General features: G+C 71.6%; 10 protein-coding genes. 5 read left to right on the top strand and 5 right to left on the bottom strand.

What is annotated here, in order from left to right:
- Positions 1–73: 73 nt before the first annotated feature.
- The gene (locus B0I32_RS05870; protein WP_106235638.1) at positions 74–1,615 is read left to right on the top strand and encodes a M48 family metallopeptidase; all 1,542 of its coding nucleotides are present in this window, start codon (positions 74–76) and stop codon (positions 1,613–1,615) included.
- Between the two features lie 6 nt (positions 1,616–1,621).
- On the opposite strand, the gene B0I32_RS05865 is transcribed toward B0I32_RS05870, so the two are convergent.
- Positions 1,622–2,356 carry a phosphotransferase gene (locus B0I32_RS05865; RefSeq protein WP_106235637.1) on the bottom strand — a complete coding sequence of 245 codons (735 nt, stop codon included), beginning with the start codon at positions 2,354–2,356 and terminating at the stop codon, positions 1,622–1,624.
- Between the two features lie 266 nt (positions 2,357–2,622).
- Here B0I32_RS05865 and B0I32_RS05860 point away from each other — a divergent pair, with 266 nt between their 5' ends.
- From B0I32_RS05860 to B0I32_RS05850, 3 genes are all read left to right on the top strand, one after another.
- Positions 2,623–3,351: a protein-L-isoaspartate O-methyltransferase family protein gene (locus tag B0I32_RS05860; RefSeq protein ID WP_106235635.1), complete on the top strand. Its 729-nt coding sequence runs from the start codon at positions 2,623–2,625 to the stop codon at positions 3,349–3,351.
- 122 nt (positions 3,352–3,473) lie between these two features.
- Positions 3,474–5,216 (top strand): DUF4832 domain-containing protein, encoded by a 1,743-nt coding sequence (locus B0I32_RS05855; protein WP_106235633.1) that lies wholly within the window; start codon positions 3,474–3,476, stop codon positions 5,214–5,216.
- Positions 5,217–5,656: 440 nt separating this feature from the next.
- Positions 5,657–6,202 (top strand): GNAT family N-acetyltransferase, encoded by a 546-nt coding sequence (locus B0I32_RS05850; protein ID WP_106236075.1) that lies wholly within the window; start codon positions 5,657–5,659, stop codon positions 6,200–6,202.
- Here B0I32_RS05850 and B0I32_RS05845 read toward each other — a convergent pair.
- Both B0I32_RS05845 and ppdK read right to left on the bottom strand, forming a co-directional pair.
- The gene (locus B0I32_RS05845) at positions 6,199–8,307 is read right to left on the bottom strand and encodes an alpha/beta hydrolase-fold protein (RefSeq protein ID WP_106235632.1); all 2,109 of its coding nucleotides are present in this window, start codon (positions 8,305–8,307) and stop codon (positions 6,199–6,201) included. The genes B0I32_RS05850 and B0I32_RS05845 overlap by 4 nt on opposite strands.
- Positions 8,308–8,449: 142 nt before the next feature.
- On the bottom strand, positions 8,450–11,086 hold the full coding sequence (gene ppdK, locus B0I32_RS05840; RefSeq protein WP_106236074.1) for a pyruvate, phosphate dikinase: 2,637 nt from the start codon (positions 11,084–11,086) through the stop codon (positions 8,450–8,452).
- A 230-nt stretch (positions 11,087–11,316) separates the two neighbouring features.
- On the opposite strand from ppdK, the gene B0I32_RS05835 reads away from it, so the two are divergent.
- Positions 11,317–12,669 carry a cytochrome b gene (locus B0I32_RS05835; protein ID WP_106235630.1) on the top strand — a complete coding sequence of 451 codons (1,353 nt, stop codon included), beginning with the start codon at positions 11,317–11,319 and terminating at the stop codon, positions 12,667–12,669.
- On the opposite strand, the gene B0I32_RS05830 is transcribed toward B0I32_RS05835, so the two are convergent.
- Positions 12,666–13,853, bottom strand: coding sequence for a HAMP domain-containing sensor histidine kinase (locus tag B0I32_RS05830; protein WP_106235628.1), 1,188 nt, complete (start codon positions 13,851–13,853; stop codon positions 12,666–12,668). The two genes, B0I32_RS05835 and B0I32_RS05830, sit on opposite strands and share 4 nt — an antisense overlap.
- Positions 13,850–14,515 carry a response regulator transcription factor gene (locus B0I32_RS05825; RefSeq protein WP_181307049.1) on the bottom strand — a complete coding sequence of 222 codons (666 nt, stop codon included), beginning with the start codon at positions 14,513–14,515 and terminating at the stop codon, positions 13,850–13,852. The genes B0I32_RS05830 and B0I32_RS05825 overlap by 4 nt, the downstream gene beginning before the upstream one ends.
- Positions 14,516–14,517 lie beyond the last annotated feature (2 nt).

Here is a 14,517-nt window from a genome sequence, read left to right as displayed (position 1 = left end):
GCGATTTTATCCAGTTTCCCGTCTCCGCTAGTGTCGAGCCTCGCGAGAACCCCTTCCCCGGGAGCCCTCCCCCATGACGACAGCGTTCCGAGCAGTGCTGGCTTTCACCCTGCTCGCCGGCTTCTACGTACTGGTCGGCCTCATCGTGGCCGCCGCCATCTTCCTCGACGTCCTGCTCATCATCGACTTCCACGCCACCGCGCTCAAGTTCGCGATCGTGCTCACGCTGGCGTCGGGCGCTCTGGTCAGGACGCTGGTGATGGTCAGCCGCCGCCGTGAGGGCGAGCAGCCGGGCGTGCCGGTGGGACGCGAGCACGAGCCGGTGCTGTGGCAGACGGTCGAGGAACTGGCTCAGCGCGTGCGCACGGCCCCGCCGGACGAGATCCGCCTGGTCCCCGAGGTGAACGCGGCCGTCTCTGAGGACACCCGCTTCCTGGGACTGAAGGCGACGCGGCGGCGCATGTTCATCGGGCTGCCGCTGCTGCAGACGCTCACGGTGGACGAGCTGCGCGCGGTGCTCGGGCACGAGCTCGGCCACTACAGCGGCGCCCACACGCGCCTCGGCGCGCCGGTCTACCGGGGCCGGGTCTCGCTCATCGCCACCGTCCAGGGGCTGCGCAACCATCCGTTCGTGCAGCGCCTGTTCACCTGGTACGCCAAGCTCTACCTCCGGGTCTCGCAGGCCGTCTCGCGCAAGCAGGAGCTGGAGGCCGACCGCTTCGCCGTGGCGATCGGCGGCCGGCAGGCCACGTCAGGGGCGCTGAAGAAGATCCGCCTGACCGCGGCGGGCTGGGAGACCTACGTCGACAGCTACCTGACCCTGACGGGCGCGGGCGGCACCAGGCCGGCGACGGTGTTCGGCGGCTTCCACGCGCTCATGAGCGACCCCGAGCGGCAGGCCGAGCTGGCCAAGCTGAGCGAGCGGCCCGAGGAGGTCTCCCCGTACGACTCGCATCCGAGCATGGCCGAGCGCCTGGCCGCGATCGAGCACCTGCCGGAGCCGCAGCAGGTGCCGGACCCGCGCTCCGCCCTGACCCTGCTCATCGACCCGAACGTGGCCGTGCAGGCCGTGGAGCAGTCGATGTGGTCGCCCGAGGCGGCGACGACGCTGCGGCCGGTGCCGTGGGAGGAGCTGGTCGCGCACGCCATGTACGCCGGCCGCAACGCCGACGCCCTGCACGACCTGGCGGTGGCCGGGCAGCAGGTGATGGGGGCCTCGCGGCCGTACCTGGACGCGGCGTTCGAGGCCATCGCGCGGGGGCGGCAGGCGGAGCTGGAGGCCAAGCTGCTGGAGAGCGGCTGGAACCCTTCCCCTACCCTGCTGGCCGGGGTGCTGGGGCAGGCGCTGGAGGCGGTGCTGATCCAGCTCGGAGAGGCCAAGTGGACGCTGTCGTGGTCGGGGCCCGCGCGGCTGCTGTTCGACGACGGCGAGGAGGTGGCCCTGTCGGAGTACGCGGCCCAGGTGGCGACGAACTCGGAGGCCGTGGGCGGGCTGCGGCGGTGGCTGGGCGATCACGGGATGCGTCACGACTACGTCCCGATCGAGGAACCCCCCGCCTCCGACCCCGCGATTCCGCAACCGACTCCGGCCGACCTGCACCACCTGCCCGGCTGACCGGACTCAGCGGAGGGCGCGGTCGAGGTCGGCGCGGTGCGCGGCGACCCAGTCGCGGGCGGCGCCCACGTGCTCGACGACCCCCTCCGCGACCAGCCTGACGGCGTGCGGCAGGCCGGCCGCCGCGTCCGCGACGATGCCGTTCCGGCACCGGTCCTGCCACCACAGCACGGTCCGCACGACCTCACCGCGCTCGGCCAGGCCGTAGCCGTCGCAGATCACCCGCATCCGCCGCGCGGCCTCGCCCGGCTCCGCGCCGGGGCCGAGGCCGGCGTACTGCCAGCACACGTGGGCCACGTCGTGGATCCGCCGCCCCGGCCCGGCGAGGTCCCAGTCGATGAACGCCACCGGCCGCAGCCCCGCCCCCTCGTCCCGGTAGACGGTGTTCTTCGGCGACAGGTCGTTGTGGCAGACCACCTCGCCGTCGCCCGCCTGCGGGGTGCCCGCGGTCAGGTCGTGGAACTCGCGGACCAGGCCGGCCACCCGGGCCAGGCTCTCGTCCGAGCCGACGCCGTCCGGCTGGACCTCCTCCCACGCCACGTGCCCGTCCACGTAGCCCAGGATCTCGCGCCCCTCACCGTCGAGGCCGAGGAAGCGCGGCGCCCCCCGCCAGCCGCTCCGTTCGAACAGGCGCAGCACCTCGTGCACGTACGCGGCCCGCTCGGCGGGACGGCGGCGGACGGTGTCGCCGACGCGGACGACGGCGTTGACGAAGCCTCCGGGGAGCGGCGTTTCCGGCATGCGCCCAGCCTGCCCGATCACCGCCCGCCCGCGCGACGCCCGTTCACTCTCGGCCGAGCACTCACGCCGATAGCTCTGACCGATCGGCCGGGCCGATCACCTCATGACCGATCACCCGGGCGACGAGTCTGCGGCGTCCCGGCGGATGGGACGGAAAGTCGCGCACACGAGGGCGCCTGGACAAGAGTTTTTCCCGACCGTCTTGCCACACTCCGATCAGTGGCCTTACGGTCACCCTTAGCATTCGCCCGGACCAAGGAGGCGCTGTGAGCAGGCATGACGGCGGAACCCGGCAGGGCTCGACGATGCTGCCCCACATCGCCTGGCGGGTCGAGGCGATGATCGCGACCATCGCCGAGCGCCGCGCCCCCGCCACCGGCCCGATCGCGCAGGCGCTGCGGAAGGTGCCGCGCCACTGGTTCGTCCCCTCGCAGGGCCTGGCGCTCGACGACGACGGCGGCGCGGTGCCGATCGACCGCGACACCGATCCGCCGGGCTGGTGGGACGCCGTCTATTCGGGCAGCCCGATCGCCACCCCGCTCGCCTCCGGGCGCGGCGGCACCGCCTACACCTGCGTCAACCCCTCCCCCAGCGCCGTGGCCGACCTGCTGGAGCTGCTCGACGTCGGCCCCGGGCAGCGGGTGATGGAGGTCGGCACGGGCAGCGGCTGGGTGACCGCGCTGCTGTGCCGGCTGACGGGCGAGGCGGGCGGCGTCACCTCCATCGAGAGCGATCCGGTGGTGGCGGAGGCGGCGGGCCGGAATCTGGCCGCGGCGGGGATGCGACCGCACCTGTTCGTCGGGGAGAAGGCGCGCGGATGCCCGGAGCGGGGGCCGTACGATCGGGTGCTCGTGCTGGCGGGCTCGCCGGAGTCGTGGGCCGGGCAGACCCGGCCGGGGGCGGTGATCGTCGACGCGTGCGGCGGGCACGCGGGGCACGCGCTCAGGACCGTCACCCCGTCCGCCGAATATTACTCGGGACTCCCTGATTATTAAAGGTCATCCCCACTCCACCACCTGGGCAGGCTGACCGGGGACTTGACTTAATTCGCATGGACTCCATGATTAGTCGCAAGCAATCCGCGAACGCCTCGCCGGCCTGCCTGCCTAGGAGCGCCATGCCCAAGCTCGCACGCAGTCTCACCCTCCTCCTCTTCCTGTGCGCGTCGGTCCTCGTCGCGCCGACCCCCGCGCTGGCCGCCATCACCGGCCCGTCGGCCACCGACACCGCCACGACGGTGGCGTACCAGTTCGGCTACACCGGCAGCCCCGCCTACACGCGCGCGTACGTCGACACCGACCGCAACCCCGCGACCGGCTTCGCCCAGGGCGGAGCCGGAGCCGACTTCTTACTGGAGAACGGTTCCCTCTATCGCCACAATGGCGGCGGCTGGAGCTGGACGCTCGTGGGCGCGGTCACCCACTCGGCCTCCGGCGGCACGGCCAGGTGGACGGTGCCGCGCGCGAGCCTCGGCGAGAGCGCCACCCCGAACGACGCCGACCTCGTCTTCCAGGTGGAGTCGCCGCTGGAGACGTCCGCCAAGCTCACGCACGTGTACAGCGGCGGAGGCGGTGGCGGCAACGGCACCGTCACCTACACTCCCACCAGCGCCGACTTCGCCAACCCCGAGCGCGGCCTCTACCACCACACCGGCGACTGCGACAAGAACGACTTCTCCCAGGCGACCCTGCAGAGCTACCGCACCAGCCAGAACATCTCCCTGGTGATGTGCGTGTTCTACCTGGCCGAGTTCAAGACCACCCCGATCAGCGCGGCCGCCCTGCAGCAACTGCAGCAGCAGCTCGACACCGTACGGGCGGCGGGCCTGAAGATGATCCTGCGCTTCGCCTACACCACCTCGACCGACGGCGCCGACGCTTCGAAGGAGCGGGTGCTGGCCCACCTCGACCAGCTCGCCCCCTACCTGAGCGCCAACAGGGACGTCATCTACCTCATGCAGGCCGGCTTCATCGGGGCCTGGGGCGAGTGGTACTACACCCAGAACTTCGGCAACGCCGGAACGGTGACCGCGGCCGACTGGGCCAACAGGAAGGCCGTGGTGGACAAGATCCTCAACGTCCTGCCCTCGACCCGGATGGTGCAGCTGCGCACGCCGAAGTTCAAGCGCACGATGTACACCACCAGCCCGGTGACCTCGGGTCAGGCGTACGGGGGCTCGGCCGTGGCGCGGCTGGGGCACCACAACGACTGCTTCCTGGCCAGCCCGGACGACTACGGCACGTACGAGAACCCGGCCGTCGAATATCCCTACCTCGGCTCCGACACCGCGTACGTGGCCATGGGCGGCGAGACCTGCAACCCCAACCCGCCCCGCTCCGACTGCCCGACCGCCATGGACGAGCTGTCCCGCTTCCACTACTCCTACCTCAACACCGACTACCACACCGGCGTGCTCGGCGGCTGGAACACCGGCGGCTGCCTGGCCGAGATCACCCGCCGCCTCGGCTACCGCCTCGCCCTGACCACCGGCACCTACCCCGGCACCGCCACCCGCGGCGGCGGCCTGCCGATCAGCATCACCCTGCGGAATGACGGCTACGCGGCCCCCTTCAACCCGCGCGGCCTGGAACTGGTGCTGCGCAACACCGCCACCTCGGCCCTGCACCGCTTCCCGCTCACCGCCGACCCGCGCAGGTGGCAGGCCGGCGCCACGAACACGATCACGCAGACGGTGCCGCTGCCCGCCTCCCTGCCCGCCGGCACGTACGCGCTGCTCCTCAACCTCCCGGACCCGCAACTGCCGTCCAGGCCGGAGTACGCGATCCACCTCGCCAACGAGGGCGTCTGGGAACCGGCGACCGGCCTCAACAGCCTCCGCCACACGCTCACCGTGAACTGACCTTGGCCGGCCCATCACTCTCCGGGGCGGTGATGGGCCGGCCCCACCGCCTGAGCCTGAGACGACGGCGGGCCCCACAGCCGGTCCGCGGGCATGACGAAGGGCCTGTCGTCGTACCTGAAGGACTGCTGCCCGCGATCGATCAGGGCCCCGGCGACGAAGTCGGGGCCGGGTCGGCGAACATGGCGTGGAGGAACGTCTCCCGGCGGCCCGCGAGCTCGCCCTGGGACAACGGTCACACGGTCATGACGTGCGCACGGTCCGTGAGCGCCTGCCCGAGCCGCGGGAGCGCCATCGGTCGCCCAAGCGGAATGATCGTTGGACCATTTGCATCCGGATTGTGGGTGCCTCCAGGCGAGGATTGCGGCCCTCGACGTGTCATTATCGTCGGCTGTAAAACAGTTTGACCTGGCGTGGTGGTGTTCTGGACGATCGGGGGCGTGAACGTTGAATTCTCACGGTTCTCCCCTGATGAGGCCGATGCTCTTGTTGACTTCCTGACCGGGGAGGAGTGGCCCTTCCATGCGGGCGTCCAGGAGGAGGAGGCCATCCGGCGGCGGGTCGCCGACGGCGTCTACGACGATGATGACAACCGCACCTTCTGGCTGGTCGCCGACGGTGAGCGGGCCGGGCTGGTGCGGTTGCAGGATCTGACCGACGGGACGCCCATGTTCGACCTGCGGATCCGGGCCAAGTGGCGGGGGCGGGGGCTCGGGGCGGCGGCGTTGAAGTGGCTGACCGCCTACCTGTTCGAGCAGTTCCCCGAGTTCACCCGGATCGAGGGCAACACGCGGCAGGACAACCGGGCCATGCGGGCCGTGTTCCGCCGCTGCGGCTACGTGAAGGAGTCGCACTACCGGGACGCCTGGCCGTCGCCGGACGGCCCGGTGTACGACTCCGTCGGTTACGCGATCCTGCGGCGGGACTGGGTGTCCGGGACGACCACCCTGCCCGACTGGGACGACGAGCCGGCGAACGTCGGCTAAAGGACGGCCAGGAAGACGTCGCCGTTGCCCGGCGCGGTGCCGCCCGCCGGGCTCCCGTAGGTCAGGCCCGTGACGGCCACCTGCCCGGACGGGGTGGTGGTGGCGTACAGGTCGGGCTCGGCGAACGGGTCCACGCCGTCGTCGCGGGCCGTCCCGAGCTGGGTGGCGGCGCGCTGGGCCCCCTTGCCGTCCAGGCGCAGTACCACGACGTCGGCGCCGCCCGCCTGCACGCCGACCCGGCCCCGCGTGTAGCCCACGACCCGCACCTCCCCGCCAGGCAGCGGGGTCACGGCGGCGCCCTCGTCGGCCTGCGGCGTGGCCAGCACGTGCTGCCAGCGCCGCGCGCCCTTGCCGGTGTAGGCGACGGTGAGGGCGTCGCCCCCCGACAGGCCCGTGGCGACGGCCAGGCCGGCGGTGGTGACGGTGACCGCGTTCAGCCGGTCGTCCTCAGGACCGCCGGCGGTGGTGGCCCACTGCCTGGCGCCGTCCGTGCTGTAGGCGGCGATCCAGCCGTCCAGACCGCCGAGTGCGGTCGTGCCGGGCAGGGCGGCGGAGGCGCTGCCGGTCACGTGGACGGTCCCCACTCCGGCGACAAGGGCGTCGGCGGCGATGCCGGTCGCCTTGTCCTCGCCGGGGCCGCCGTACTGGCGGATCCAGGACAGCGCGCCGTCCGGGGTGAGGCGGGCGACGACGGCGTCCTTGTCGCCGGCGTTCGGGCCGTCGAGCGAGCCCTTGGTGTAGCCGGCGACGTACGCGCCCCCGTCGGGAGCGGCGCTGAGCGCGTAGAGGCGGTCGGCCGCGGCCGGGTCGCCGAACTGGGTGAGCCAGCGCACCTCCCCCGCGGCGTCCAGCCGGACCACGAAGGCGTCGTCCGCGGCGTTGCCCGGATGCCGGCCGTCCAGGTCGCCCTTGGTGTAGCCGGCCGCGAGCACACCCCCGTCGGGCAGGGCGGTGACGCCGTACAGGCGCTCGTCCGCCGCCGTGCCGAGCTGCCTGGTCCAGCCGCCGGTACGGGTCAGGACGGCGTCCAGGCGGCCGGCGTGCGGCTGCCCCTCGACCGGGCCGCCGGCGGCGTACCCGAGAGTGAGGGAGCCGTCTGCGTGCGCGGCAACCCCGCCGGCCCAGTCGGCGGCCGGGGTGCCGTGCAGCGGGGCGGGCAGGCCGGTCGGCGGCGTGACACTGAGGCCGGGGCCCAGCTCGGCCATGGCCTGCTCGAACGCGGGCGTCCAGACCGTCCAGTCGTGGCCGCCGTCCAGGACACGGAGCTGCGCGGAGATCGCGGGCGAGCGCCTGGCGGCGTTGTAGAGGGCGGCGGACTCGAAGTCGAGGTCGTGGCGGGCGTCGGCGGGGTCGGGGTTGGCGTACTCGTCGTCGCCGACCGCCACGAACAGCCGGACGGGCAGGTCCTCGTCCAGGTCGGGGAGCAGGGACGGGTAGTTGAGCTCGCGGTAGACCTCTTCCGAGAACTTCGCCGCGCCGTCGCCGAAGGCGCCGTAGTCGCGGGCCGAGGAGTCGGACGGCGGCAGCGGCGCGTACACGGCCGGGCTGAGCACGGCGGCGGCGCCGAACAGGTCCTGGTGGGCGAGCGCGAACCGCAGCGCGCCCGCGCCGCCCATCGAGTAGCCGCCGACCAGGCGCGCCTGCCTGATGGGGGCCGTCCGGTAGGTGGCGTCCACATGCGCGACCAGGTCCCTGGTGAGGGCGGTCTCCACCTTGCGGCCGGGGAGGTCGGCGCCGGTGTAGCGCGAGTCGACGTACCAGTTGCCGCGCTCGTTCCACGGCGCGTCCGGCATGACGGCGATGACCGGCGGAATGCGCTTGGTGCGGATCATGTCGTCCAGCGTCGTCTTGACGCGGGTCCACGCCTGCATGGTGTCGCCGCGGCCGTGCAGCAGGTAGAGCACGGGGTGGCGGTCCTTGGTCCGGTCGTAGCGGGCCGGGAGGTAGACGTTGTAGGCGATGTCCTCGCCCAGGGCGGGCGACGGGGCCGCGCCGGTGGTGATCCGGCCCTCCGCCCGTACGCCCGTCTCACCGGGCCCGGCCGTCAGGCTGAGCGCGGCCACGACCGTGAGCGCGGTGGCGGCGATCCATCGGGGTAAGGGCATCGGATTCTCCTGTAAACGTTTACCGCAGGCACGTGAGTGCACGCGTGTTTCGGGAGAGTTTCATGGGGTTTGTGGGGCTCTGTCAACAGGCGCCCCGAGGTCGCGCCACCGCCCGGCGGGGGCGGTGGCGCTTTCGGTGACGTCAGCGGGTGTCGGAGTCGGTGTCGGTGAGGGCGGCGCGGCCGGCCTCCAGCCGGGCCACCGGGATGCGGAACGGGCTGCACGAGACGTAGTCGAGGCCCACGTCGTGGCAGAAGTGGATCGAGGCGGGGTCGCCGCCGTGCTCGCCGCAGATCCCCAGGTGCAGGTCGGGCCGGGCGGCCCGGCCCTCCTCCGCGGCGATCCTGACCAGGCGGCCCACGCCCTCCTCGTCCAGGGACTCGAAGGGGGAGACGCCGAAGATGCCGAGGTCGAGGTAGCGGGAGAAGAAGGCCGACTCGACGTCGTCGCGGGAGAAGCCCCACGCCATCTGGGTCAGGTCGTTGGTGCCGAAGGAGAAGAACTCGGCCGCCTCCGCGATCTGGCCCGCGGTGAGCGCCGCCCTGGGGACCTCGATCATGGTGCCGACCAGGGCCTGCACGCCGGCCTCCGTGAGGATCCTGACGGCCTCCTCGCGGACCGCCTCCAGCTCCTGTACGGCGGCCACCAGCGGGATCATGATCTCGGGCCTGGCTCCCGGCACCTCCTTGGCGGCCTGGGCGATGGCCCTGACCTGCATCGCGAACAGGCCGGGGATGACCAGGCCGAGGCGGACGCCGCGCAGGCCGAGCATCGGGTTCTGCTCGTGCAGGCGCTTGACCGCGGCCAGGAGCCTGCGGTCCTTGTCCGTGGCGGTGTCGGTGGCGGCCTTGATCGACAGGTCCACGATGTCGGGCAGGAACTCGTGCAGGGGCGGGTCGATCAGGCGGATCGTGACGGGCGCGCCCTCCATAGCCTGAAATATGCCGATGAAGTCGGCTTTCTGGAGTGGCTCCAGGGCGTCCAGGGCCTGCTGGCGGGCCTCGTCCGTGGTGGCCAGCACGAGGTCCTCCACCAGCTGGCGGCGCTCGCCGAGGAACATGTGCTCCGTACGGCAGAGCCCGATCCCCTCGCCGCCGAAGCGCCTGGCGCGGGCCGCGTCCTCGGGGGTGTCGGCGTTGGCCCTGATGCCGAGCCGGCGGGCCGCGTCGGCGTGCCGCATGAGGCGGTCGACCGCGCGGACGAGGTCGTCACCCGGCTCGGCGGCGCCCTCGAAGTACTCCACCACGGCCGAGTCCACCACGGGCACCTCGCCGAGGTAGATCTCGCCGGTCGTCCCGTCGATGGAGATGACGTCGCCCTCGGCGACCGTCACGCCGCCGGGCGCGGTGAAGCGGCGCTCGTCGGTGTGCACCTCCAGCTCCTCGGCCCCGCACACGCACGTCTTGCCCATCCCCCGCGCCACCACGGCGGCGTGGGAGGTCTTGCCGCCCCGGCTGGTCAGGACGCCTTTGGCGGCGATCATCCCGGACAGGTCGTCGGGGTTGGTCTCGCGGCGGACGAGGATGACGTCCTCACCCTGCTCCGCCAGCTCCACGGCGCGCTCGGAGGAGAAGACGACCTTGCCGACGGCGGCGCCGGGGGAGGCGTTCATGCCCTTGGCGATCTTCTTCTTGGGCGCGCCGGAGTCGAAGCGGGGGAACATGAGCTGGGCCAGCTGGTCGCCGGTGACCCGGGTGACGGCCTCGTCCATCGTGATGAGGCCCTGGTCGACGAGCTGGGTGGCGATGCAGAAGGCGGCCGCCGCGGTGCGCTTGCCGACCCGTGTCTGCAACATCCAGAGCTTGCCGCGCTCGATGGTGAACTCGATGTCGCACAGGTCGCGGTAGTGGTTCTCCAGGATCTCCATGATCCGCAGCAGCTCGTCGTACGAGTGCCGGTCGATGCGCTCCAGCCCCTCCAGCGGGATCGTGTTGCGGATCCCGGCCACCACGTCCTCGCCCTGGGCGTTCTGCAGGTAGTCGCCGTAGATGCCCTGCTGCCCCGAGCCGGGGTCGCGGGTGAAGGCGACGCCGGTGCCGGAGTCGTTGCCGTAGTTGCCGAAGACCATGGCCATGATGTTCACGGCGGTGCCGAGGTCGGCGGGGATGCGCTCCTGGCGGCGGTAGAGGATGGCGCGCGGGGCGTTCCACGAGTCGAAGACGGCCATGACGGCCAGGCGCATCTGCTCGCGCGGGTCGGCCGGGAAGTCCTTGCCGGTCTGCTCGCGGACGATCCCCTTGTACGTCTCCACGAGCCCCTGCAGCTCGCCCGCGTCCAGGTCGGTGTCCTGGCGGCGGCCCTTCAGCGTGTCGAGCGCCCGCTCGAACAGGTCGCCGTCGATGCCGAGCACGGTCTTGCCGAACATCTGGATGAGCCTGCGGTAGGAGTCCCAGGCGAAGCGGTCGTTGCCGCCCGCCTGCTTGGCCAGCCCGTGCACGGACTCGTCGTTGAGCCCGATGTTGAGCACGGTCTCCATCATCCCCGGCATGGAGAACTTGGCCCCTGAGCGGACGCTCACCAGCAGCGGATCGTCGGCCTGGCCGAGCTTCCTGCCCATCTGGGCTTCCAGTGCCTCCAGATGCCCGGCGACCTCCTGGTCCAGCCCCTCAGGAACGGAGCCTTCCGCAAGGTAGCGGCGGCAGGCCTCGCTGGTGATGGTGAATCCAGGGGGAACGGGCAGCCCGAGGTTCGTCATTTCGGCGAGGTTCGCACCCTTACCGCCGAGCAGATCTTTCTGATTCCTGTCGCCCTCGGTGAAGTCGTAAACGTACTTGGCCACCACACGCTCCAATCAAACGCCTCTGTCCCGGACTCTACCGGGGGAATTGATGATGAAACTGCACTCCCCTCTTAGGTCACTGTTTGCGCTGGTGAAGGGCACATGAAAGGTCTAATCCAATTATACGACCAGCTCTGGGAAATTGGATTAGACCAATTGGTTTAAACCAATTCTTGAGAAAGGCGGCCCCTGGGTGCAGAATCGGATCACACCCCCACCAGGAGGCCCTGATGGCCACTCCTACCAAGCCCGGGCGGCGGGCCCGCGTGCTCACCGGCTCCGCCAGGGCCGCGGTCGGTTCGGCGCGTTACCTCGACGACCGGCTGCCGTTCGGCCGCTGGTTACGGCCGCAGCTGCGCAAACTCTTCCCCAGCCACTGGTCGTTCCTGCTGGGTGAGCTGGCGCTCTACTCGTTCGTGCTGCTCATCCTCACCGGCACGTTCCTGACGCTGTTCTACAAACCGAACCCCGACGTCGCCTACGAGTCGGTCGTGGAGATCAGCGTGCAGGTGCGCGGCGGGCTGCTGATGCGCCAGTTGCACCACTGGGCGGCGACGGTGTTCGTGCTGGCGATCGTGGCCCACATGTGCCGGGTCTTCTTCACCGGGGCGTTCCGGAGACCGCGCGAGCTGACCTGGATGCTGGGGGTGCTGCTGTTCGGGCTGGCCCTGTTCGAGTCGTTCCTGGGGGTCTCGCTGCCCGCCGACCAGCTCGCGATGACGGGGCTGCGGCAGGCGGAGGGGCTGCTACTGTCGATCCCGCTGGTGGGGACGTACCTGTCGGCGTTCGCGTTCGACGGCGGCTTCCCCGGCCAGGTCATCCCGCGCGTGTTCGTCACCCACGTGCTGCTCGTGCCCGGCATCCTGCTGGCGGTGGTGCCGCTGCACGCGCTCATCCTCACCTGGCGGCAGAAGCACACCGAGCGGCGCGCCACCGCGGCGGGCGAGAAGACGGTGACCGGCGGGCCGTTCTTCCCTTACTTCGCGGTCAAGAACGGCGCGACGGCGCTGTTCACGATCGGCTTCATCGCGCTGCTGGCCACGTTCGTCCGGGTCAACCCGGTGTGGGAGCACGGCGCCTACCGTCCGGGCGGCCTGCCGCCGTCGGCGCAGCCGTTCTGGTACGCCGGGGTGCTGGAAGGGGCGCAGCGGCTCGTCCCCGCCTGGGAGGTCACGGTCGGCGGGTACGTGCTGCAGTTCGGGCTCTTGATCCCGCCGCTGGTCCTGGCCGTCTTCTTCGGCGTGCTGCTGCTCTACCCGTTCCTGGAACGCCGGTTCACCGGCGACCGCGACGTGCACCACCTGCTCGACCGGCCGTCACAGGCACCCGTGCGGACGGCGCTGGGCGCCGCGGTGATCACGTTCTTCGCCGTGCTCTGGGCGGGCACGTGGGTCTCGGCGCCGCCGCCGGTGATGCGCTCGGCGCCCGGCTTCCCCGCGCCGCCGCCGGCCGCGCCCGCGCTGCTGACGGTCCCTCCTGACACCTACGAGCTGGTCGTGCTCGGCCTGCGGATCGCGGTGGTCGTGCTGCCGGTGGCGGCCTTCCTGCTCACCAGGGCGTGGTGCCGCCGCCGGTCGGACTAGGGGTTCTGGAGCAGGTCGGCGAGCGGGTTGTGGCCGGGCGGGGTGCCGGGCACGCCGCCCGGCGGAGGCAGCCAGAGCACGAACGTGGACCCCTGGCCCAGCCGCGAGAACACCGCCACGCGGCCCCCGTGCGACTCCACGATCTGGCGGACGATGGCCAGGCCCAGGCCCGTGTGCCGGTCCCGGCGGCTGGACTCGCCGCGCCAGAAGCGGTCGAACACCCGCGCCTGGTCGGCCTCGCGCAGGCCGGGGCCGTCGTCGCCGACCGCCGCCCACAGCCAGCCCTCGTCCCGGCCCGCCGAGGCCCTGATCGTGCCGCCGGGCGGTGAGAGGCGTACGGCGTTGGAGAGCAGGTTGGCCACGGCGCGGCGCAGCGCGTCGGCGTCGCCGGTCATCTCCAGCCCCGAGCCCAGGTCGCGGACGATCGCGATCCGGCGCGCCGCGGCGGGGGCGGCGTACTCCTCGCACGCCTCCCCCACCACCCTGGCCAGGTCGAGATCGGCGTCGGCGAACGCGGTGCCCTGCCGCCTGGCGGTGGCCAGCAGGTCCTCGACCAGCCGGGTCATCCGGGTGGTCGCGCGGTCCACGATGGCCACGGCCCTGATCCGCTCCTCCTCGCTGGCGTCGGGGGCGGCCAGCACGGCGTCCACGTTGGCCCTGATGATGGTCAGCGGGCTGCGCAGCTCGTGGGAGGCGTCGTCGATGAGCTGGCGCTGCGCGCTGAACGCCTCCTCCAGCCGGTCGAGCATGGTGTCGATGGTGTCGGCCAGGTCCTTCAGCTCGTCGCGCGGGCCGTCCAGCTCGATGCGCCGCTTCAGGTCGGTGGCCTGGATCTCCTCCGTCGTCCGGGTGATCGACCGGACCGGCCGCAGCACCCGCCCGGCCAGCACCCAGCCGATGCCCAGGCTGGCCACGTACAGGGCGGCCAGGGTGTAGAGGGAGTAGTCGCGCAGCGTGGCCATGGTCTGGACGTTGACCTGGTTCTCGACCTCTTCGACGAAGACGACCTCGCGCTTGCCGAGATACTGGTTGCCGCTGTACGTCTTCGCGAACTCGGTGGTGACCGGCCGCTGGTCGGTGGTCTTGGACACGGCGAAGTAGATGCCGCCGAGCACGAGCGCGGCCAGCACGAACAGCAGCCCCGAGTAGAGCACGGTGATCCGGAAGCGGATGGTGTGGATCACGACGGCTCCTTCAGCCGGTAACCGCGGCTGATCACGGTCTCGATCAGGCCCTCTTCCTGCAGCTTGCGGCGCAGGTTGCCGACCGTGACGCGGACGGTGCTGGTGAACGGGTCGGCGTGCTCGTCCCAGACGTGTTCGAGCAGTTCCTCGGTGGAGACGACGTGGCCCGGCCTGGTCATCAGGTAGTGCAGCACGCCGTACTCCTTCGGGGTCAGCGCCAGCGACCGGCCGTCGAGCGACACCTCCAGCCTGGCCGTGTCGATCCGCAGCCCGCCGACCTCCAGCACGGAGGTGCCGCCCCCGGTGTCCCTGCGCAGCAGGGCCCGCACCCGGGCCAGCAGTTCGGGGAAGGCGAACGGCTTGACCAGGTAGTCGTCCGCGCCCTCGTCGAGGCCGCGGACCCGGTCGTCCAGGCGGTCGCGGGCGGTGATCATGATGATCCGCACGCCCTGGCCCGCCGAGCGCACGGTCCGGCAGAGCTGGAAGCCGTCGCCGCCCGGCAGGTTGAGGTCGAGCAGGACAAGGTCGTAGGTGTTGACCTGCAACTTCTCGTGCGCGGAGGGCGCGTCGTAGGAGACGTCCACCGCGTATCCGGCCCGGACCAGGCCGACGCGCAGCGCGTCGACCAGGTCCTCCTCGTCCTCCACCACCAGCAGTCGCATGT

It is taken from the genome of Nonomuraea fuscirosea (genome assembly GCF_003001935.1).
Classification (GTDB): Bacteria; Actinomycetota; Actinomycetes; order Streptosporangiales; family Streptosporangiaceae; genus Nonomuraea; species Nonomuraea fuscirosea.
Note: the sequence above shows the minus strand (reverse complement) of the source record. Positions and strands in the feature narration are given on the sequence as shown.